This is a genomic window from Streptomyces sp. NPDC030838, from assembly GCF_055572035.1.
In genome coordinates, this window is the sequence record NZ_JBVIED010000001.1 from 1,364,711 (window position 1) to 1,385,177 (window position 20,467).

Genomic DNA, 20,467 nt, shown 5'->3' on the forward strand with positions numbered 1-20,467 from the left:
CTAGGCCGCGCCGCCCTTCTTGTCCCGTTCCTCGTCGACGATCTCCGCGTCCACGACGCCCTCCTCCTCGGGCGGGGCGGTGCGGTCCTGGCCGGTGTCGGTGGGGGCCTGCTGGGCCTGGGCGTACATGGCCTGGCCCATCTTCTGGCTGACGGTGGCCAGTTTCTCGATGCCGGTGCGCAGTTCGGCGGTGTCGGCGTTCCGTTCCAGCTGCTGTTTGAGGTCGGTGACCGCCGACTGCACCTCGGATTTGGTGTCGGCGGGGACCTTGTCCTCGTTGTCGCGCAGGAACCGCTCGGTCTGGTACACGAGTTGTTCGGCCTGGTTGCGGGTCTCGGCGGCCTCCCGGCGTTTGCGGTCCTCCTCGGCGTACTGCTCGGCCTCCCGCATCATGCGGTCGATGTCGTCCTTGGGCAGCGCCGAGCCGCCGGTCACCGTCATCTTCTGCTCGCGGCCCGTGGCGAGGTCCTTGGCGGAGACGTGCATGATGCCGTTGGCGTCGATGTCGAAGGCCACCTCGATCTGCGGGACGCCGCGCGGGGCCGGCGGCAGTCCGGTCAGGTCGAAGGTGCCGAGCTTCTTGTTGTACGCGGCGATCTCGCGTTCGCCCTGGTAGACCTGGATGCCGACCGAGGGCTGGTTGTCGGTGGCGGTGGTGAAGATCTCCGAACGCCGGGTGGGGATCGTGGTGTTGCGCTCGATCAGCTTCGTCATGATGCCGCCCTTGGTCTCGATGCCCAGGGACAGCGGGGTGACGTCGAGGAGGAGGACGTCCTTGACGTCGCCGCGCAGCACACCGGCCTGGAGGGCGGCGCCGACGGCCACAACCTCGTCGGGGTTGACGCCCTTGTGCGGGTCCTTGCCGGTGAGGTCGCGGACCAGGTCGGTGACGGCGGGCATCCGGGTGGAGCCGCCGACGAGGATGACGTGGTCGATCGCGGCGAGTTTGATCCCGGCGTCCTTCACCGCCTGGTGGAAGGGGGTCTTGCAGCGGTCCAGGAGGTCGGCGGTGAGTTCCTGGAACTGGGCGCGGGTGAGCCGCTCCTCCAGGTGCAGGGGGCCTTCGGCGGAGGCGGTGATGTAGGGCAGGTTGATCGAGGTCTCGGAGGAGCTGGACAGCTCGATCTTGGCCTTCTCGGCGCCCTCGCGCAGCCGCTGCACGGCCATCTTGTCCTTGCTCAGGTCGATGCCGTACTGGCCCTTGAACTTCTTCACCAGGTGCTCGACGATCCGCTGGTCCCAGTCGTCGCCGCCGAGGTGGGTGTCGCCGTTGGTGGCCTTGACCTCGATGACGCCGTCGCCGATCTCCAGCAGGGAGACGTCGAAGGTGCCGCCGCCGAGGTCGAAGACGAGCACCGTCTGCTCCTCGCCGCGGTCGAGTCCGTAGGCGAGGGCGGCGGCGGTCGGCTCGTTGATGATCCGCAGCACCTTCAGGCCGGCGATCTCCCCGGCCTCCTTGGTGGCCTGCCGCTGGGCGTCGTCGAAGTAGGCGGGCACGGTGATCACGGCGTCGGTGACGTCCTCGCCGAGGTAGGCCTCCGCGTCCCGCTTCAGCTTCTGCAGCACCCGCGCGGACAGCTCCTGGGCCCGGTAGCGGGTGCCGTCCACGGAGCCCTGCTCGGGGAAGCGCCAGGTCGCGTCGCCCATGTGCCGCTTCACCGACCGCGCGGTGCGCTCGACGTTGGTCACGGCCTGCCGTTTGGCGACCTCGCCGACCAGTACCTCGCCGTTCTTGGCGAAGGCCACGACCGACGGGGTGGTCCTGGCTCCCTCCGCGTTGGCGACGACGGTGGGTTCGCCGCCCTCCAGGACGGCCACCACCGAGTTCGTGGTCCCCAGATCGATGCCGACCGCGCGTGCCATCGCTGTCACCCCTTCCGCCAGGGAGCCCCTCGGTTTCCAGCACAGAACCTGAGTGGCTCGCTGTCAATGGGGCGCCCGCCGTGCCCGACCGGCGCCTTCCCGGCGCCCGGGGGCACCCCGCCCGGCGTCAGGGGTGGGAGGACTCGGCGGCGGGGGTGCCGCGCCCGTCCGCCTGCGTCGGCACTCCGCGCAGTTCGAGGGCGCGGCGGGGCCGGTCGGTGATCAGCACGTCCACCCGTGGGTCGGTGAGGAAGCCGCGCATCGCGGTGTCGTCGTTGACCGTCCAGACCATGGTGAACAGGCCGTTCCGGGCGGCCTCCCGCAGGACGTTGGCGCGGGCGAGCCGCTGGTGCACGGCGACCCCGTGCGCCCCGCACGCGCGCACCCGGCGCATCGGGAACAGCTCGCTGAGCCGGGTGGCGGTGAGCCGGGCCGCGCCGATCTCCTTGCTGTCCCGGCCGAGGGACAGCGCCGTCTTCACGCCGGGGTACGCCCGGGTGATGGCGGCGACGGAACGGTCCTCCAGGGTGGTGGCGACAAAGCCGTCCTCGCCGAGCAGGGCGATCGCCCGGTCGATCACGTCCCGCTCGTAGCCGGTCTCCTTCAGGTCCAGGTGCCCGATCAGCTTTCCGGCGATCAGCTCCATGACCTCGTCGACGACGGGCACCGGGTAGCCGGCGCGTTCGCTCAGCTCGGCGTGGGTCAGCTCGCCGAGCAGCGGGCCGGTGTGCCGCACCCGCGGGTCGTGGTAGACGACGAGGACGCCGTCGGCGGTGCGCCGGATGTCGAACTCGACGTACTCGGCACCGGTGAGCAGCGCGTCCTCGTACGCCTGCCAGGTGGCGGGGCCGAAGGTCTCGGATCCGCCGCGGTGGGCGGAGACGGCGGGGCGTGGGGTCATGGCGGTCAGCTCCCGGAGGTCGTGCGGGGTGCGGGGACGGGAAGGGGCCCGTCGTCGGGCGGGGAGAGCAGCTCTCCGGAGCCGCCGCCGGCCCGTCTCAGCAGCAGATAGCCGATCACCACGAGGATGATGAAGGGCAGCCAGGCCAGGACGTAGGCCACGCCGTACGTGCCGAGGTCGAGGATGGAGCGGCGCTCGTCCACGTTGCTGCCGTTCACGCCGAAGAAGGCCAGCAGCAGGGTCGGCGGCAGCGCGATCAGGGTGGCCGCGGCGACCAGGCCGGAGATGGTGCGGTCGCGGGCCTCGTCGCGTTCGGCGAGCGCGGCGTCCAGGGCGGCGGAGCGGGCGTTGATGACGGAGGTGAGACGTTCCACCATGCGGGCCGAGTTCTCCAGGCTGTCGCGGATGCCGAGCGTGTCCCGCAGGGAGGACTGGAAGCCCTCCATCAGCATCTCCGGGATCAGCAGGCTGTCCACGTAGGCCTCCACGCCGAAGGCCAGGTCGAGCTGGAGTTCGTTGACGCCGGCCGACAGCCGGGAGATCAGGGAGCGGACGTTCTGCGGGGAGTCGGTGAGGGCCTGTTCGTTGGCGCGCATCATCGCGAACGCGGCGAGCCGGGTGCGCTGGAGCACGGCCAGCGCGGAGACCATGCCGACGGCGACCAGGGCGAGGCCGTTCTCCACGTGCGGGGCCCAGCCGGCCTGGACGGAGACGCCCCGGCCGTGCGCGGAGACCATCGCGCCCTGGTTCTTGAGGTTGGGCGGCACGCTGGGGCCGTTCGCCATCTTGCCGCGGTAGACGATCTCGTTGAGCGGGCCGAACAGGTCGGGGCCGCCGTCGGCGGCGGCGGTGAGCAGGTCGGTGAGCAACCGGCCGCCGGGAAAGACGAGTTGATGGACGTTCTGCCCGAACGCGAGGCGGGTGTCCAGGCCCAGCCGCTCGGCCAGCACATCGAGCAGCGGACGGCCGCCGAGGGTGATCCGGCCCCGGTCGAAACAGGTGTCGGCCAGCCAGGCGGCGACGGCGCCGGCCGGGGTGTCACCGGCGAACTCGCAGTCCAGCAGCAGGGTCGCGTCCCCGCGCGGGCTGGAGACGACGAGGAGCCCGGCGGTGTCCAGGGCGAGCCCGTGGTCGCCGTCGGGCAGGCCCAGCTCCCCCGGTTCCAGACGCTGCGCCAGCACCGGTACGGGCAATAAGGCGGCGCCGGCCACCAGGTGCGGGGTGAAGCGGCCGAAGTCGAACCGGTCGACGAGCGGTCCCAAGTCGTCCCCGCGGGGGTGGATCCGGCCGGCCAGGCTGAACAGCATCAGGATGCGCGTGCGTTCGCGCGTGGCCGAGTCGAGCACCGCCGTCGTGCCGGATGTTCCCGCCGCCATCAGAAGAAGTCCCCTCCCCGCCTCGGCGCAGGGCGTTGATACCCCCTGCCCCACCGCCGTGAACCGTGCGGGCCGCCCCCGGCGCGGGGACGGCCTGCACCAGCATGCCGCGAAGACGCCTCCGGGTCAGGCGAGCTTCGCCGACAGCGTGATCGGTACGGCCTTCAGGGCCTGGCTGACCGGGCAGTTGGCCTTGGCGTCCTCGGCGGCGGCGACGAACGCGTCGTTGTCCAGGCCCGGCACCGTGCCCTCCACGGTGATGTGGATGCCGGTGATGCCCTCGCCCGGCTGGAAGGTGACGTCCGCGGAGGTGACCAGCTTGGTGGGCGGGGTGCCGCCACCGGTCAGGCCGTGCGAGAGCGCCATGGAGAAGCAGCTGGAGTGGGCCGCGGCGATCAGCTCCTCGGGGCTGGTCTTGCCGTTCGCCTGCTCGGCGCGCGACGGCCACGACACCGGCTGCTTGCCGATGCCGGAGGAGTCGAAGGTGACGACTCCGTTGCCCTCGAGCAGGTTGCCTTCCCAGACAGTGTGTGCGGAGCGCGTGGTGGCCACGGTCTTTCCTTTCGTGAGGTCCCGGTTCTGGTAAGGATCCGGGTGGACGGACACCATCCGATCACACTCCGGCTCACCGCACGTGGAAGATCGGGCCACGCGCGGTGAACGGGAGTCGGGCGCCCTGGGGAATCAGGTAGGCGTGCTCGCGCCGTACCCGCAGTACGTCGCACCAGCCGTCGGTGATGATCAGCACGGGCGCGGTGGGCGGGAAGTCGTCCGCGCGGTGCAGCAGATCGATGCCCGGCTGGAGGACCGTACCGCCCCGGCCGTGCACCCGGACCCGGCCGGCGATCTCGGTGACCGGCAGATAGCCCGCGTCGTACGGGGCGGCGTCGCAGAACACGACCCGCGCGGCGGGTACGTCGCGGGCCTCGGCGTAGGAGGCGATGGCGCCGAGGGCCTTGCCGAGCAGGGTGCGGTCCATGGAGCCGGAGGTGTCGAGGACGACGCCGAAGGTGCAGCGGGCGATCTCCTCGGGCGGGAAGTGGCGGCCCGCGCGGGGGATGTCCGGCGTGGAGGCCTGGCGCCGCGCGGGGCGGGCGTAGGAGCGGACCGGCTCCGGGCGGGGCACGAACTCGTCGAACCAGCGGGCCAGTCGGGCGTCCCAGGGCAGCGGCGGATGGCTGAGCGCCCGGATCTCCTCGACCAGGCCGCCGGGCAGGAAGCCGCGCTCCTGCCGCTGGTGCAGGTCGAGGCCCTGGGCGAGGCCGCGCCGGTAGAAGCCGTCGAGGTCGACGTAGTCGCGGGGCGCCCCGAGCGGGCCGCCGAGGACGTCGCCGACACCCTTGCCGCGCAGCGTGGACAGGCGGCGCATACGGCGCAGGTCGCCGGCGATGCGGTCGTAGACCTCCTCGGCGGACAGCCCGGCCAGCTCCGGGTCGTACAGCAGCCCTTCGGGCATGGTGCCGACCTGCATGTCCCGCAGCCAGCCGTTGATGACGTAGTCGCAGGCGACGTTGAACAGAAACGGGTCGCGGGGGCCGCAGCGGTCGCCGTGGCGCAGGGCGGCGTGCAGCATCTCGTGGGCGAGGACGAACCGCCACTCCTCGTCGTCCAGCCGTCGGAGGGAGTTGACGTAGATCTCCGCGGCCTCGGCGTCGACGGCGGCGACGGAGATGCCGTGGGCGCGGGCGAGCTCGGCGTCGGCGACCAGGGTGATGCCGGAGGCGATGCCGCCGAGCAGGGGGTAGGAGGAGACGAACCAGCTCAGCGCCCGCTCCCAGGGCCGCAGCCGGGTGGGGCCGCCGCTCATGGAGTCGCGGCGGCCGCCCGCCAGCTCCATGGCGGTGGACATGGTGCGGGTCAGGGCGTGCGCGAAGGCGAGCTGCCAGTCGGGCACCGGCCCGTTCCAGCGGCCCCAGGGCATCAGCAGCTGGTCGGGTTCGTGGCCCGCGGTGCCGCCGTGCTCGTAGGCGGGCGGGATGCCGTCGCGGCGCCAGCGGGCGGCGAGCTGCTCCTCGTCGCCGTCCGGGTAGGAGGCCGGCAGGTCGTCGGGCGCGCGGCCGACGGGGAAGGTCGCCAGGAAGCGGTTGACGACGGTGCAGCGCGCGGCGAGGTCGTACCGGTCGGGCTGCGCGCGCTCGCCCTCGGCGGCGGGGACGTGGCCGAAGCCGAGGTGGATCAGGGCGTGGGCGATGGCCCAGGCCCACTCGGCGGGTTCGGCGCGGCGGGTGCGGCTGAGGTGCACGGTGCCGTTGGAGGTGACGCGGGCCAGGCCGTGCCGGGGGGCGTGCTCGCAGTCCTCCGTGCGGCACAGCTTGGCCTCGATGGCGGCGAGCGCGGGGTTGGCCCAGGCCAGCTGGACGCCCTTGGCGCAGTCCTCGGCGGCCGGGTCCGGCCTGGTCTTCGCCGGACGGCCGCGGCTCACCGGCGGGCCTCCACCAGGCGGGGCATGTCGCGGGCGGCCTCGACGAGGAACCAGGCGGGCAGCACGGGGTTGCCGTCGGCGTCGGAGGCGATGACGGACTGGGCGACCTCGACGGAGATCTCGGCGAGCTGGACGAGCAGCGACTTGGCGCGGTAGGCGGTCTGGCGCCCGTTCGCCGACAGGTGTTCCTTGCTCGCGGGCAGCTCCTTGATCAGGCGGCCGCGGAAGGACTCGGCGAGGTAGTACAGCAGGTCCCGGTCCTCCAGTCGGTTCGGCCAGCGGGCGTCGCCCCGGAGGATCGCCTCGATGCCGAAGCGGCTGCGCACGATCTTGACGTAGCCGCAGAAGGCGGTGGCGTGCGCGGGCGTCAGCGTGCCGTGGGCGACGACCTTCAGCGTCTCCTCGTCGAGGCCGGCGCCGAAGGAGTGCAGGGCGTCGGAGAGCATGTGCCAGGAGCGCGGGGTGGAGAACGGCTCCTCGGTCTTGGGCGGCTTCGACCACAGGTGGTCGGGCCGGTCGGTGAGGTGGTCGAGGATCCACGGGTGGATGCCGTTGTTCGCCGCCCAGGTCAGCCAGTCCTTGGCGGAGGCCTCCAGGTGGACGTGGGTGAGGCGGTTGACCAGCGCGGAGGCGATCGGGCGAGCGAGGGCGTTGTCGGTGGCCCGGTTCCCGGCGCCGATGACGATCGAGCCCTTGGGCAGTTCGTAGTTTCCGATACGGCGGTCCAGGATCAGCGAGTAGAACGCCTTCTGCACATCCGGCGTGGCCGCGTTCAGCTCGTCCAGGAACAGGCAGTACGGCTCGTCGCGGGCGATGGCCTCCGGCGGGCAGAACACGGACCGCCCGTCGCGGATCTGCGGTACGCCGATCAGGTCCTCGGGGGCGAGCTGGGTGCCGAGCAGGCTCACGCACTCGAGACCCAGCGACTCGGCGAACTCCCGGACCAGGGAGGACTTGCCGATGCCGGGGGCGCCCCAGAGGAACACCGGCCGGACGGTGGCCAGTCCGAGCAGCAGCTCGGGTATACGGGCGGGCGTGACGGTGACGGCTGCCTGCAAGGCGGCGGCTCCTCGGGGGTGTTCGAAGGGCGCGGGGCTTCCCCGCGCCGGGCTCGAACAGTGTGGGCCTCCCGCGCGTCACACGCAGCCGATTTTCCTCCCGCTCAGGCGGTGGCGCGCTGCCGCCGGGCCGCCAGCCAGGCGTAGACGGGCACGCCCGCGAAGAGGAACAGCACGCCCTGGTAGACGGCCGCGTAGCCGGCGCCCGCGACCAGCCACAGGGAGAAGCCGAAGGCGAGCGCGGCGAGCACCGCGTCGCGCACCAGCCGGGCCCGGTTCACCTTCTCGTGCTCCCCGCGGACCAGGTGGAAGATCTGCGCGGCGGTGGCCAGCAGGTAGGGCACGGTCGCCGTGAAGGTGGTGACCAGGACCAGGATCTCGAAGACCCGGGCCGAGCCCGCCGTGTAGTTGTAGACGGTCAGCAGGGAGGCCAGGACGACGGTGACGCCGACGCCGACGGTCGGCACGCCGCGCCGCTTGCGGGTGAACGCCGCCGGGAACAGGCCGTCGCGGGCGGCCGCGTACGGCGTCTGGGCGCTCAGCAGGGTCCAGCCGTTGAGGCAGCCGGTCATCGACACCAGCGCGGCGAGCGCGACGGCCCAGCCGCCCCAGGTGCCGCCGAACATGGCGTTCACGGCGTCCGAGAAGGGAGCCGTGGACTCGGCCAGCCTGTCGTGGGCGACGGTGCCGAACACGGAGAACGTGCCGAGCAGGTAGACGACGGCGGCGCCGATCGTGCCGATGACGGTGGCGCGGCCGACGTTGCGGCGCGGGTCGCGGACCTCGCCGGCGCTGACCGCGGCCGACTCGACGCCCAAGTAGGAGAAGAGCAGGATCGCGGCGGACGCGGAGACCGCGCCGAGCGCGCTGCCGCCGCTCGCGTTGAACGGGCCGAGGTTGTCCGGGTCGAAGAAGAACAGTCCGCCGACCGCGACGAGCAGCAGCGGCGCGAACTTCAGCACGGTGGAGACGAGCTGGACGGCGCCGACGTACCGGGTGCCGGCGAAGTTGGACAGCGCGGGCAGCCACTGGATGACGAGGGCGGCCAGGCAGGCGGTCCACGCGTGGTCGTTCACCGGGATCAGCACGTCGAGGTAGCCGACGGCGGCGACGGCGAGGGCCGCGTTGGACACCCAGGTGGTGATCCAGTACGCCCAGGCGGCGAGGAAGCCGGCGAAGTCGCCGAAGGCCTCGCGGGCGTAGACGTACGGGCCGCCGGTGCGCGGGTCGCGTTCGGCGAGCCGTCCGAAGACCAGGGCCAGGGCGATCGCGCCGGCCGTCAGGACGCCGAAGGCGACCAGGCTGACGGTGCCGAAGGGGGCCACGGCGGCCGGGAGCAGGAAGATGCCGCCGCCGATGATGTTGCCCATGACCAGGGCGGTGGCGACGGGGAGCCCGAAGCGCCGGGTGTGCTTGTCGGATGCCGCGACGGTCCGGGGTGCGGTCGCCTGCGGGGCCGGAGCCGGGACGGTTCCGGTGTCGTGCATGGGGTGGTGCGCCTCTCGTCGTGCTGGTGCCCGGGATCGCCGGGTGGCCCGGTGAGCCGCCGGGCCGGTGCCCGGGATCGCCGGACGACCGCCCATGGTCGGTCACGGGTTCGAGACGCTCCAAATCACGCTGTTTTGTCCTGCACGCTGGGGTCCGGCACCGCAAAAGGTGCGCCGTCGAGGGCCTCGGACCGGGAATCGTCCACCGGTACCTGGGGGCCGTCCGCCTCCCGCAGCCAGCGGCGCAGCACCTGGTGGACGTGCTCCGCGCCGATGATCTCCTCGCCGTCCGCGGCGGGCGCGGACAGGGCGAGCGGCGACAGCAGGAACGGCTTGCTCTGCGGGCCGCCGAGGCCGCCGTGGGAGCCGATCTGCTCCTCGAAGGCGAGGACCTCGCCGTCGGCCGGGTCGTGGAAGGAGTTGACCATGATGTCGGCGGCGTGCGGGAAGGTGTGGGTGCGGCGGACCGCCTCCGCGGCGCCCGGGCCGAGCCCGGCCAGCGGGCCGGGGCGGTCGTCGTCGAGGTCGTCCACCGGGATCTCCGCGCCGTACGCGCCGAGCACGACCCCGCCGTGCTCCTCGCTGCGCACCAGCAGAAAGCCGATCCCGGGATGGTTGGCGAGGGTGGACAGCAGCGCCGGGTGGCGGGCGTCGATCTCCTCCTTGCTCATCCGGTGCGGCACGTCCGGGAAGGAGACCAGGCCGAGGTTGCCGGAGGCCAGCACGATCGGTTCCGAGCGGCGGGCCGGGCGGCGCTGCTCGCCGGCCTCCTCGACCGGGATGCGCAGCGCGGCCCGGACCGCGGTGCGGGCCTCGGCGCCGCTGTGGGTGCGCTCCGCCCGGCGCGGCACGGGCAGCCCGCAGCCGGCCCGCACCAGGTCGGCGAGGGTGAGGCCGTAGCGGGCGCGGAAGGTCTCGCCGGGGCTCTGTCCGTGGTCGGAGAGGACCACGATCCGGTACGGGCGCGGGGCGTGCTCGGCGACCTTCTCGATCAGCGCCAGCGCCCGGTCGAGGCGCGCGAGGACCTTCTCGGCGTCTCGGCTGAACGGCCCGGAGTGGTGGGCGACCTCGTCGTAGGCGACCAGGTCGGCGTAGATCGCGGTGCGGCCGGCGAGCATGTCGCCCATGACCGCGGCGACCACGACGTCGCGTTCGACGACGGTGGCGAAGGCCCGGATGAACGGGTAGAGGCCGCCGCGGGAGACGCGCGGGCGCTCCTTGCGGAGCCGGGAACGGGTGGCCTGGCCGACCTCGCGGGCGGCCTCGGCGACGAACGACAGGGCGGTGCGCACGGCGTTGGCCGGGTCGGAGAAGTAGGCGAAGTAGCCGGCGCGGGAGCGGTTCTCGCGGCTGCGCCGCCGGGTGGCGATGGACAGCACCAGGGCCTGTTCGTCCGCGCCGCCGCTGAACAGGTTGCCGCGGCTCGCGCCGTCCGCGGTGAGCAGTCCCCCGTCGCCGGTGCGGGCGACGGCGCGGCGCTGGAGCTCGGCGGCGCTGGTGGGGCGGTTGCTGACCATCACCTCCTGGGTGTCCTTCTCGTACCAGCGGAAGGCGGGCACGTCGAAGGTGCTGCCGTGCAGGATGCCCAGCTGGCTGGCGCCGGTCTGGCTGGACCAGTCGGTGCGCCAGGGGACGAGGCGGTGGCTGGGACGGGCCGTGCCGGGCTCGTCGCCGGTGCCGAGCCAGCGGGCGACGGTCGGCATCAGGCCCTTGCCGACGGCGTCGAGGAGCACGTCGTGGCCGACGCCGTCGAGTTGCACGAAGAGCGTGCCGTGGGTGACGGGGCCTGGCGGCAGCTTTCTGCGGCGGCGGTCGGCGAGCCGGTAGAGCCGGCGCCGGTAGGCGTCGTCGTCGCGCACCGCCAGGGCGGCGCCGGTGGCGGAGGCCACCGCGGACATCACGGCGGCCACCACCACCGCGGTCTCGGGGTCGGCGGCACCCCGCTCCGCCGGGTTCAGCCGCAGCGCGAGCAGCAGCAGCGCCCCGTTGAGCGCGAACACCAGCAGCCCGAGGACGAGCGCCGGCACCAGCAGCAACAGCCGTACGAGGAGCGGCCACACCAGGGCCGACAGCAGACCGAAGGCGCCCGCGCCGAACGCGGCGGTGACGGCGATGTCGGTGGCGCTGTCGCCGTCCGCCGACCGGAGCCGGAAGTCCGGCAGGATGCCGGCGAGGACCAGCATGGTGACCGTACTGACCGCCCAGACGGCGACGCTCCGCCCGACCTGACTCGCGACCCGCCGCCAACGCCCTGCACGCACGCCCCGTACACCTCACGTCCCGGCCCGTAGCCGGCACGGGCCCGCCCCCAGCGTGTCACACCGGCCGTGACGGGCCCCGCCTGATGGGTGCCGCCTGACGGGCCTCGTCTGATCTGCCCCGTCTGATGGGCTCCGCCGCGCTATCGCCCGTCGTATCCGGCCGTCGGCATCGACAGCCGGCGGTGCACCCGGGCCTTCATCTGCGCGTCGTAGAACGGCTCCGCGCGTCCCACGGTCTCCACCCGTACCCCGCGCCGCGCGCACTCGGCGGTGAACTCCTCGACGTTCGCCAGGGCGCTCTCCAGCACCCGGCGGCTCGGCGCGACGAACACGTCGCAGCCGGGGCGCACCCCGTCCCACAGCAGACAGTGGTCCGGGCGCAGCCCGCGCACCAGCAGCTCACGCGTGACGACATAGCCGTGCTCGGCGGCCCAGCGGGCGCACATCGCGTGCTGGCCGCGGGAGTCCACCAGGAAGGGATCGATCTCCAGCTCCTGCAACGGCGTCAGACTGGCGATCGCCGTGACGCGGACCGGCCCGGGGCCTTCTCCCATGGCGTCCCCCTCACCTCAGGGTTTCGCCGCCGACCCTACTCCTGCCCGTACGCTTCGGGGAGTCGCGCGAAGGAGGCAAAGAGGTGCCGGTGGAGATCACCTGGTGGGGTCACGCCACCTGCACGGTCGAGGACTCGGACATACGGGTGCTCACCGATCCCCTGTTCGTGCGCCGGCTCGCGCATCTGCGGCGCCGACGCGGGGCGCTGCCGCCGCCCGGAGCGTGGCGCGCGGACGTCGCGGTGGTCTCACATCTGCACGCCGACCATCTCCATGTGCCGTCGCTGGCGCGGCTCGCACCGGGCACGCGCCTGCTCGTGCCCCGGGGCGCACCCCGGGCGGTGCCCACGCTGCGCCGGCTCTCCCATCTGCGCGTGACCGAAGTGGCGCCCGGCGACCAGGTGAAGGTCGGTGATCTGGTGATACGGGCCGTGCCCGCGCGGCACGACGGGCGGCGGCTGCCGCTCGGCCCGCACCGCTCCCCCGCGCTGGGCTACGTGGTGGAGGGCGAGGCGCGCACCTACTTCGCCGGGGACACCGGGCTGTTCGACTCCATGGCCGAGGAGGTCGGGCCGGTCGATGTGGCGCTGCTGCCGGTGGGCGGCTGGGGACCGTATCTCGGCGAAGGCCATCTGGACGCGGGGCGGGCCGCGCAGGCACTGGCCCGCCTCTCGCCACGCAGCGCGGTGCCGGTGCACTACGGCACGTACTGGCCGATCGGCATGGACGCGGTGCGCCCCCACGAGTTCCACGCGCCCGGCGACGAGTTCGTCCGGCTGGCGGCCGAGCGGGCGCCCGGGGTGACGGTGCACCGGCTGCGGCACGGGGAGAGCGTCCGCCCGGAGGTCGCGCGGTGAGCTGGCTGGGGGCGGCCTCGACGACGGTGCCGCCCGAGTCCACCCAGCAGGCGATCGGCTATCCGACGCTGTTCCTGCTGGTGCTGGTCGGGGCGCTGGTGCCGGTGGTGCCGACAGGTGCGCTGGTCAGCGGCGCGGCGGTGGTGGCGTTCCATCAGACGGCGCCGTTCTCGCTGGCGCTGGTGTTCGTGACGGCGGCGCTGGCCGCGTTCCTCGGGGACATCGCGCTGTACTGGCTGGGGCGGCGCGGGATGAGGTCGAGGAACGGCTCGCGGTGGCTGGAGGCCATCCGGGCCCGGGCGCCGGAGGACCGGCTGACGCAGGCGCAGGACAAGCTGGCCGCGCACGGCGTGGCCGTCCTCGTCCTGTCCCGGCTGATGCCGGCGGGCCGGCTGCCGGTCATGCTGGCCTGCCTCGTCGCCGAGTGGCCGCTGCGCCGCTTCGTCCGCGGCAACCTCCCCGCGTGCCTCGCCTGGGCCGTCACCTACCAGCTCATCGGCATCCTCGGCGGCTCCCTCTTCGCCGAGCCCTGGGAGGGCGTGGTGGCAGCGGTCGCCCTGACCCTGCTGATCAGCGCGGTCCCGAGCGTGTGGCGACGGGTGCGGGGGTCGGCGGCGTCGTAGCGGGTACGGGGGTCGGCGGCGTCGTAGGGGTGGGCGCGCGGCCCGCCGGTGATCGCCCGTCCGGCACCCGTCGTTGCGGCCTGCTCCGGCCACCCGCCTGCGGCCTACCTACCCCGGCAGCCCGCCCGGCGGGCTCTCCAGCACCCGCGAAGCCCCCACCGGCAGGTCCCACAGGTCCGCGCGGTCCAGGCCCGCCTTCTCCCAGGCGGCGCGGACGCGGGTCAGGGGTTCCAGGACCGGTTCGGCGGAGAGGACGAAGGTCGCCCAGTGCATGGGGGCCATGCGGCGGGCGCCCAGGTCCTGGGCGGCGCGGACCGCTTCCTCGGGGTCGCAGTGGACGTCGCTGAGCCACCAGCGGGGGTCGTAGGCGCCGATGGGGAGGAGGGCGAGGTCGATGCCGGGGTAGCGGCGGCCGATGCGGGAGAACCAATGGCCGTAGCCGGTGTCGCCCGCAAAGTGGACCCGCCTGCCATCGGGCGCGGTGAGCACCCAGCCGCCCCACAGGGAGCGGCAGGTGTCGGTCAGGGTCCGCTTGGACCAGTGGTGGGCGGGGACGAAGTCGAAGCGCACGCCGCCCAGTTCGGACGCCTCCCACCAGTCCAGCTCGGTGACGGTGGTGAACCGCCGCCGGTGGAACCAGCGGCCGAGTCCGGCCGGGACGAACACCGGGGTCTCGCGCGGGAGTCGGCGCAGCGTCGGGGCGTCCAGGTGGTCGTAGTGGTTGTGGCTGATGACGACCGCGTCCACGCGCGGCAGGTCGCTCCACGGCACGCCGACGGGGGTGATCCGCGCGGGGGTGCCGATGATGCGCCGGGACCAGACCGGGTCGGTGAGGACGGTGAGCCCGCCGATCCGCACCACCCAGCTGGCGTGTCCCGCCCAGGTGACGGCGACGGTGCGGGCGTCCACGCGGGGCAGCGGGCCGGGCTCGTACGGCAGCCGGGGGATGTCGGCCAGGCCCTCCTTGCCGGGCCGTACGGCGCCCTCGCGGGCGAAGCGGGCGAGCGCCTTGATGCCGGGCAGCGGCGCGGTCAGCCGGTCGTGGAAGGTGCGCGGCCAGACTCTGCGCTCCCCCAGCGGGCGCGGGTCGGCGAGCGGCGGAAAGGGCGGCGCGAGGGGTGAGGCGGCGGCCGGGTCGGCGGTCTCCCGGGCCGTCGGGCTCGTGGTCGACTCGGACTGCTGCGTCATCGAGGAGGCTCCCATCGCCGAGCGTCGTCGCGGAGGTCGTCGAAGACCGACCTCAGGGTGATCAACGAGTGGTGCGGGTGTGGCAGTTCCAACGGCGTGGGGGAACGCAGGCATTCCGTGCGGTCGGCGTCCGAGCCGCCCAGCAGCGCGCCGGTGGACAGCCGGACCCGCAACGCGCTCAGCTCGTCGCCGAAGCGGTGGCCGCCGGGCGCGGGCATGCCGAGCCGGGCGGAGAGGAAGTCCTCCAGTTCCTGCGCGTCGGTCACCCCGTGCGCGGCGAGCGCGGACCTCAACGGCCCCAGGTCGACGTAGACATGGCGGCCGGCGCGCGGGGGCAGGGCCAGCGCACCGGCGGCGACGACCGCGCGGTGCACGGCGTCGGCCACGCGCGCGTGCAGGCGTACGGCGGCGGTGATCCGCGCGGTGACGGGTTCGGGTTCGGCGAGGGCGTAGGCCGCGGCGGCGGCGACCGGTCCGGCGATCCGGGCGCCGAGGGCGGTGAGGACGTCGAGCACGCGCGCGCGGAGGCCGTCGCCGGCGGCACCGGCGGGGAACCGGGCGAGGGCGGCCGGCCAGCCGGGCGGCAGCAGCGCGCCGGCCAGGTCGGTGACGACGGTGACCCGCTCGGGCAGCATCTCGGCGGGGCTGAACAGCACGGTGTCGTGCGGGTCGTGCAGGGTGTCGCGCCAGGTCTCGTCGCTGACCAGGTGCAGCCCCTCCCCCTCGGCGGCCTCCACGGTCTCGTGCAGCACCTCCGGCGGCACCACGGTGGCGGTCGGGTCGTCGGCGACGGACAGCACCAGCAGCCGCGGATCGCCGCCCTCCGCGCGCACCCGGCGCACGGTCTCCAGCAGGGCGTACGGGTCGGGTACGCCGCCGCACTCGGCCGGGGTCGCCACGTGGAAGACGGGCCGGCCCAGCAGGCGCGCGTACGGCGCCCACCAGGCGGCGCAGGGCCGGGGCACCAGGACGTCGCCGCCGAGCGCGGCGGTCAGCGCGAGCAGCACGGCGGGCGCGCCGGGCGCGGCGACCGTGTGTTCGGGCGTGGTGGCGAGGCCGCGCCGCGCCCAGTAGCCGCAGCCGGCCTCCAGCAGGGCCGGGCCGCCGCCGACCGGTTCCCCGCCGCCGAGGTGCGCCGCCGAGGCGAGCACGGCGGCCAGCTCCGGCAGCACGGGCAGCCCGTCCTCGGGCGGGGGCGGCCCGTAGCGGACGGGGCCGTGGTCCTCCGGGTCCCTGCGCTGCATGGGGTCCTCCGCGCTGCCGGGGGCGTGGTGACGTAGGGCCGTCCCGTCGTGTTCCGTTTCCGTCGTGGCTCGCTCCCTGGTCCGTGGGTGGTGTGGTGCCGGGTTCGTACGGTGCTCCCGGTCGCCGTTGTCGTCGTCCCGGGCTACTGCGTACCCAGCGCGCCGCCGGGTCAGCCGTCGGCGCGCGAACCCTTGCCGATCAGCCGGTGCGCGGCGGCCCCGAGCGCGCCCGCGATCAGCACTCCGCCCAGCACCAGGGCGGGCACGGACCCGTCGAGGGCACCGCCCGCTCCGGCCCGCACCCCACGCTGGATCACCGCCGTGCCGCAGCCGGGGTCCTTCAGGTCGGGGCAGGACGACGCGCTGTGGTGGCGACCGCCGCCCGGGGGCACGGTGAAGCTCGCGCTCCACGGCTTGCCCTGCCCACCGGACGCGTCCGGGCAGGTGCCGTCCACGGTCCACGCGGAGTCCTCGCCGGCGGCGTGCTCGCCTGCGGATTCCTTGCCCGTGGCGTGCCCGTCCGTGGAATCCTTCCCCGCGGCGTGCCCGTCCGTGGAATCCTTGCCCGCGGCGTGCCCGCCCGTGGCGTACCCGCCTGTGGAGTCCTCGGCCGCGGTGTGCTCGCCCGTGGAACCCTCACCCGAAGCGTGCCCGTCCGCGGAATCCTCGTCCGTGGCGTGCTCACCCGCGGAATCCGCGCCCACAGCGTGCTCGCCCGGGGAGTCCCCGCCTGCGGCGCGCCCGCTCGCGGAGTCCTCGTCCGTGGGCCCCTCTCCCTCGGAATCCTCGCCCGCAGCCTGCCCGCTCGTAGAGCCCCCGCCCGCGGCGTCCTGGCCTGCGGCGTCCTCGCCCGTAACTCCCCCGCCCGCAGCGTCCTCACCCGTGACGCCCCCGCCCGCACCGTCCTCACCTGTGGCATCCCCGCCGCCCTCGAAGTCCTCCGGGAGGGCGATCCGCGCGGTGCCCTGGTAGGCCGGGCCGGATGTCGTGTCGTCGTTCCCGCCGACCAGCCGCAGCTCCGCCAGACCGTCTTCGAAGGCCTCGGAGGTGGCCTCCAGGGTGCCGGGCGGCGATCCGCCGACGGGATCGCAGGTCACCGAGACGGTGACGCTCTCCTCGGGCGCGGCCTGGCCGGGGCTGACCTCGGCGGCCGGTTCGGCGAGGGCGCCCGAGGCTCCTCCGGCGACCGCGACTCCGGCCAGGACGACAACGGACAGAGCACGGGCTGCGCGACGCACGATCAGGACTCCCCACGACGGCGACGACGGACACGCAGCCATCACATCCGCTGCCCACGAGCACCGCGCGCGGCCGACCCCCATTCGCGGGAACGGTACGGCCAACGGGGTGACGACGCGGCACCCCCGGAAGTTTTCCCCCCACCCGGAGGGTGACTCGGCATCCAACACCCACGTGACCCGGGAGGTCCCTCGATGAGCATCCAGGTCTCCGACCACGTCCTCGAACGACTGCGCGAGTGGGGTGTGGAGCACGTCTTCGGCTATCCCGGTGACGGCATCAACGGTCTGCTCGCCGCCTGGGGGCGGGCGGAGAACCGGCCCCGCTTCATCCAGTCACGGCACGAGGAGATGTCCGCGTTCCAGGCGGTCGGTTACGCCAAGTTCAGCGGACGTCTCGGCGTGTGCGCGGCCACGTCGGGGCCGGGTGCGATCCACCTGCTCAACGGCCTGTACGACGCGAAGCTGGACCATGTGCCGGTGCTGGCGATCGTCGGCCAGACGCACCGCACCGCGATGGGCGGCTCCTACCAGCAGGAGGTGGACCTGCACACGCTGTTCAAGGACGTGGCCTCGGACTTCGTGGAGACGGTGACGGTGCCCGAGCAGCTGCCGAACGTGCTGGACCGGGCGATCCGCACCGCGTACGCGCGCCGCAGCCCCACGGCGGTCATCATCCCGGGGGACGTGCAGGAGCTGGAGTACTCGGCGCCGACGCACGAGTTCAAGATGGTGCCGTCCAGCCTGGACCGCAGCTCCTGGACGGCGGTGCCGTCGGACGACGCGGTGCGGCGGGCGGCGGAGATCCTCAACTCCGGTGACAAGGTGGCGATCCTGGTCGGTCAGGGCGCGGCGGGGGCGCGGGCCGAGGTGGAGCGGATCGCCGAGCTGCTCGGCGCGGGGGTCGCCAAGGCGCTGCTCGGCAAGGACGTCCTGAGCGACGAACTGCCGTACGTCACGGGCTCGATCGGGCTGCTGGGCACCCGCCCGTCGTACGAGCTGATGCGGGACTGCGACACGCTGCTGACCATCGGGTCCTCGTTCCCGTACAGCCAGTTCCTGCCGGAGTTCGGCAAGGCGCGGGGCGTGCAGATCGACATCGATCCGCACATGGTCGGGATGCGCTACCCGTACGAGGTGAACCTGGTCGGCGACGCGAAGGCGACGCTGGAGCGGCTGATTCCGCTGATCGAGTCCGGGCGCGGACGCGAGTGGTACGAGACGGTGTGCGACAACGTCAGCCGCTGGCGTGAGGTGATGGAGCGGCGCGCGGGGCTGAGCGCCGACCCGATCAACCCGGAGTACGTGGCCCGTGCCCTCGATCCGCTGCTGCCGGACAACGCGATCGTCACCTCCGACTCGGGGTCGACGGCGAACTGGTACGCGCGGCACCTGACCATGCGGCCGGGCATGCGCGGCTCGCTGTCCGGGACGCTCGCCACGATGGGCTGCGGGGTGCCGTATGTGATCGGCGCGAAGTTCGCGCATCCGGACCGGCCCGCGATCGCCCTGGTCGGCGACGGCGCGATGCAGATGAACGGCATGGCGGAGCTGATCACGGCGGCGAAGTACCGCGACCGGTGGGAGGATCCGCGCCTGGTGGTGGGCGTGTGGAACAACCAGGATCTGAACCAGGTCACCTGGGAGCTGCGGGCGATGGGCGGCGCGCCGTCCTTCCTGCCCTCGCAGGAGCTGCCGGACGTGCAGTACGCCGCGTTCGCCCGCTCGCTGGGCCTGACCGGGGTCCGGGTGGAGAAGCCGGAGGACGTCGAGGCGGGCTGGCGGGCCGGGCTCGAGGCGGACGGCCCCGCGGTGATCGAGTTCCTGACCGACCCCTCCGTGCCGCCGGTCCCGCCGCACGCCACCTGGGACCATATGGAGGCCACGGCCGCGTCGATCCTGAAGGGCGACGCGGACCGGGCGTCGGTGGTCAAGCAGGGGTTCAAGGCGAAGGTGCAGGAGTTCCTGCCGGGCCGCGAGAAGGGCCGCGAGAAGGGCCGCGAGAGGGGCCGTGACAAGAAGTGACCCCGGCTCAGCCCATCGGCAGCCCCGCGTAGTTGGCGGCGAGTTCCGCCGCCGCGTGCGGGGAGGTGGTGACGCGGTCCAGCTGGGAGAGCTGGAGGCGGGTGTCGAAGGGGGACTGTGCCGGGTCGGTGTGGAGCGTGGTGGTCATGAAGTACGAGAAGTGCTCCGCGCGCCAGACCCGGCGCAGGCAGGTGTCGGAGTAGGCGTCGAGGAGCTCGGTGGAGCCGGTGGTGTGCAGGTGGCCTAGGGCGCGGGCCAGCACGACCACGTCGGCCGCCGCGAGGTTGAGTCCCTTGGCACCGGTGGGCGGCACGATGTGGGCGGCGTCCCCGGCCAGCAGGACGCGGCCGTGGCGCATGGGCTCGGTCACCGAGCTGCGCATGGGGAGCACGGACCGCGCGGTGATCGGCCCGCGGGTGAGCGGCCGGGTGCCGGCGGCGCTCAGGCGCTCGTCCAGCTCGTCCCAGATCCTCTCGTCGGACCAGTCGTCCGGGTCGGTGCCGTTGGGGACCTGGAGATAGAGGCGGCTGACCTGCGGGGAGCGCATGCTGGCGAGGGCGAAGCCGCGCTCGGAGTGGGCGTAGATCAGCTCGTCGTAGGCGGGCGGGGCGTCGGCGAGGATGCCGAACCAGGAGTACGGGTAGGTGCGTTCGTACGTGGTGAGGGCGCCCTCGGGTACGGCGCGGCGGGTGACGCCGTGGTAGCCGTCGCAGCCGACGACCCAGTCGCAGGTCAGGGTGTGTTCGCGGCCGCCGTGGGTGTAGCGGATGACGGGGCTGTCGGTGTCCGCGCCCTCGACGGCGTGCGCGCGGGCCTCGAAGAGCAGCGGCGGGCCCTCCTTGAGCTGGAGCGCGATGAGGTCCTTGACCACCTCCGTCTGGGCGTAGACCCACACCCGGCGGCCGCCGGTCAGGGACGGGAAGTCGACCCGGTGGGCGCGGCCGGCGAAGCGCAGTTCGATGCCGTCATGCGGCAGGCCCTCGCGCTCCAGGCGGTCCGCGGCGCCGGCCTCGCGCAGGGCGTCCACGGTGCCCTGTTCCAGGATCCCGGCGCGCTGGCGCTGCTCCACGTAGGCGCGGTCGCGGCTCTCCAGGACGACGCAGTCGATGCCCTGCCGGTGCAGTTGGCGGGCGAGCAGCAGCCCCGCGGGTCCGGCGCCGACGATGCCCACTCGGGTGCGGCTCGGGTACGCCATGGCGCAGCCCCTTTCACTGGGTACGATTGGACCGTGTTCGCGCAGTGAACTATTCTTCACATGTGCCCGGGCCGCAGTCTCTTCGCCCCTGCGCCGGGTGTCAACACCCCTGCCGCCCGCGCAAGGGGGCCCGGCCAGGAGTTAGCGTTCACCCGATCCCGACGCGTCGAGCACG

General features: G+C 73.6%; 16 protein-coding genes. 3 read left to right on the top strand and 13 right to left on the bottom strand.

The genetic code is table 11. From position 1 onward, the window contains the following. From dnaK to ACZ42A_RS06155, 9 genes are all read right to left on the bottom strand, one after another. Positions 1 to 1,863 (bottom strand): molecular chaperone DnaK, encoded by a 1,863-nt coding sequence (dnaK, locus tag ACZ42A_RS06115; RefSeq protein ID WP_468525924.1) that lies wholly within the window; start codon positions 1,861 to 1,863, stop codon positions 1 to 3. 127 nt (positions 1,864 to 1,990) lie between these two features. Beyond that, positions 1,991 to 2,764, bottom strand: a complete 774-nt coding sequence (locus ACZ42A_RS06120) for a glycerophosphodiester phosphodiesterase family protein (RefSeq protein ID WP_468525925.1) — start codon at positions 2,762 to 2,764, stop codon at positions 1,991 to 1,993. A 5-nt stretch (positions 2,765 to 2,769) separates the two neighbouring features. Next, positions 2,770 to 4,140, bottom strand: a complete 1,371-nt coding sequence (locus ACZ42A_RS06125; RefSeq protein ID WP_468525926.1) for a magnesium transporter CorA family protein — start codon at positions 4,138 to 4,140, stop codon at positions 2,770 to 2,772. Positions 4,141 to 4,266: 126 nt separating this feature from the next. Beyond that, complete coding sequence (locus tag ACZ42A_RS06130; RefSeq protein WP_468525927.1) at positions 4,267 to 4,692, bottom strand: OsmC family protein; 426 nt, start codon at positions 4,690 to 4,692, stop codon at positions 4,267 to 4,269. Positions 4,693 to 4,765: 73 nt separating this feature from the next. Then, positions 4,766 to 6,562, bottom strand: a complete 1,797-nt coding sequence (locus ACZ42A_RS06135; RefSeq protein ID WP_468525928.1) for a vWA domain-containing protein — start codon at positions 6,560 to 6,562, stop codon at positions 4,766 to 4,768. Beyond that, complete coding sequence (locus tag ACZ42A_RS06140; protein WP_468525929.1) at positions 6,559 to 7,620, bottom strand: ATP-binding protein; 1,062 nt, start codon at positions 7,618 to 7,620, stop codon at positions 6,559 to 6,561. The genes ACZ42A_RS06135 and ACZ42A_RS06140 overlap by 4 nt, the downstream gene beginning before the upstream one ends. Positions 7,621 to 7,724: 104 nt before the next feature. After that, positions 7,725 to 9,107 (bottom strand): amino acid permease, encoded by a 1,383-nt coding sequence (locus ACZ42A_RS06145; RefSeq protein WP_468525930.1) that lies wholly within the window; start codon positions 9,105 to 9,107, stop codon positions 7,725 to 7,727. Positions 9,108 to 9,232: 125 nt separating this feature from the next. Next, positions 9,233 to 11,368 (bottom strand): phage holin family protein, encoded by a 2,136-nt coding sequence (locus ACZ42A_RS06150; protein ID WP_468525931.1) that lies wholly within the window; start codon positions 11,366 to 11,368, stop codon positions 9,233 to 9,235. Positions 11,369 to 11,508: 140 nt separating this feature from the next. Further along, complete coding sequence (locus ACZ42A_RS06155) at positions 11,509 to 11,922, bottom strand: hypothetical protein (protein ID WP_468525932.1); 414 nt, start codon at positions 11,920 to 11,922, stop codon at positions 11,509 to 11,511. An 83-nt stretch (positions 11,923 to 12,005) separates the two neighbouring features. Between ACZ42A_RS06155 and ACZ42A_RS06160 the strand changes: the two genes are divergently transcribed. Together ACZ42A_RS06160 and ACZ42A_RS06165 are read left to right on the top strand one after the other, a co-directional pair. Beyond that, entirely contained in the window at positions 12,006 to 12,779 is a 774-nt protein-coding gene (locus ACZ42A_RS06160; RefSeq protein ID WP_468525933.1) for an MBL fold metallo-hydrolase, read from the top strand. Further along, a complete protein-coding gene (locus tag ACZ42A_RS06165) occupies positions 12,776 to 13,402 on the top strand; it encodes a DedA family protein (RefSeq protein ID WP_468525934.1) in 627 nt (208 codons plus the stop codon). The genes ACZ42A_RS06160 and ACZ42A_RS06165 overlap by 4 nt, the downstream gene beginning before the upstream one ends. 108 nt (positions 13,403 to 13,510) lie before the next feature. On the opposite strand, the gene ACZ42A_RS06170 is transcribed toward ACZ42A_RS06165, so the two are convergent. From ACZ42A_RS06170 to ACZ42A_RS06180, 3 genes are all read right to left on the bottom strand, one after another. Continuing rightward, the gene (locus tag ACZ42A_RS06170) at positions 13,511 to 14,590 is read right to left on the bottom strand and encodes an MBL fold metallo-hydrolase (RefSeq protein WP_468525935.1); all 1,080 of its coding nucleotides are present in this window, start codon (positions 14,588 to 14,590) and stop codon (positions 13,511 to 13,513) included. After that, the gene (locus tag ACZ42A_RS06175; protein WP_468525936.1) at positions 14,587 to 15,834 is read right to left on the bottom strand and encodes an aminotransferase class I/II-fold pyridoxal phosphate-dependent enzyme; all 1,248 of its coding nucleotides are present in this window, start codon (positions 15,832 to 15,834) and stop codon (positions 14,587 to 14,589) included. Before ACZ42A_RS06175 ends, ACZ42A_RS06170 begins: the two co-directional genes overlap by 4 nt. 170 nt (positions 15,835 to 16,004) lie before the next feature. Continuing rightward, positions 16,005 to 17,072, bottom strand: coding sequence for a hypothetical protein (locus ACZ42A_RS06180; protein ID WP_468525937.1), 1,068 nt, complete (start codon positions 17,070 to 17,072; stop codon positions 16,005 to 16,007). Positions 17,073 to 17,267: 195 nt separating this feature from the next. Between ACZ42A_RS06180 and ACZ42A_RS06185 the strand changes: the two genes are divergently transcribed. Further along, positions 17,268 to 19,097 (top strand): thiamine pyrophosphate-requiring protein, encoded by a 1,830-nt coding sequence (locus ACZ42A_RS06185; protein WP_468525938.1) that lies wholly within the window; start codon positions 17,268 to 17,270, stop codon positions 19,095 to 19,097. 7 nt (positions 19,098 to 19,104) lie between these two features. Here ACZ42A_RS06185 and ACZ42A_RS06190 read toward each other — a convergent pair whose 3' ends face one another. Continuing rightward, positions 19,105 to 20,292 (bottom strand): 4-hydroxybenzoate 3-monooxygenase, encoded by a 1,188-nt coding sequence (locus tag ACZ42A_RS06190; protein WP_468525939.1) that lies wholly within the window; start codon positions 20,290 to 20,292, stop codon positions 19,105 to 19,107. Positions 20,293 to 20,467: the final 175 nt, after the last annotated feature.

Excerpts from the sequence above, each read along its gene's own strand:
- ACZ42A_RS06125 (WP_468525926.1), bottom strand. The coding sequence starts at position 4,140 with ATGGCGGCGGGAACATCCGGCACGACGGCGGTGCTCGACTCGGCCACG.
- ACZ42A_RS06190 (WP_468525939.1), bottom strand. The coding sequence starts at position 20,292 with ATGGCGTACCCGAGCCGCACCCGAGTGGGCATCGTCGGCGCCGGACCC.
- dnaK (WP_468525924.1), bottom strand. The coding sequence starts at position 1,863 with ATGGCACGCGCGGTCGGCATCGATCTGGGGACCACGAACTCGGTGGTG.
- ACZ42A_RS06120 (WP_468525925.1), bottom strand. The coding sequence starts at position 2,764 with ATGACCCCACGCCCCGCCGTCTCCGCCCACCGCGGCGGATCCGAGACC.
- ACZ42A_RS06155 (WP_468525932.1), bottom strand. The coding sequence starts at position 11,922 with ATGGGAGAAGGCCCCGGGCCGGTCCGCGTCACGGCGATCGCCAGTCTG.
- ACZ42A_RS06175 (WP_468525936.1), bottom strand. The coding sequence starts at position 15,834 with ATGCAGCGCAGGGACCCGGAGGACCACGGCCCCGTCCGCTACGGGCCG.
- ACZ42A_RS06185 (WP_468525938.1), top strand. The coding sequence starts at position 17,268 with ATGAGCATCCAGGTCTCCGACCACGTCCTCGAACGACTGCGCGAGTGG.
- ACZ42A_RS06170 (WP_468525935.1), bottom strand. The coding sequence starts at position 14,590 with ATGACGCAGCAGTCCGAGTCGACCACGAGCCCGACGGCCCGGGAGACC.
- ACZ42A_RS06145 (WP_468525930.1), bottom strand. The coding sequence starts at position 9,107 with ATGCACGACACCGGAACCGTCCCGGCTCCGGCCCCGCAGGCGACCGCA.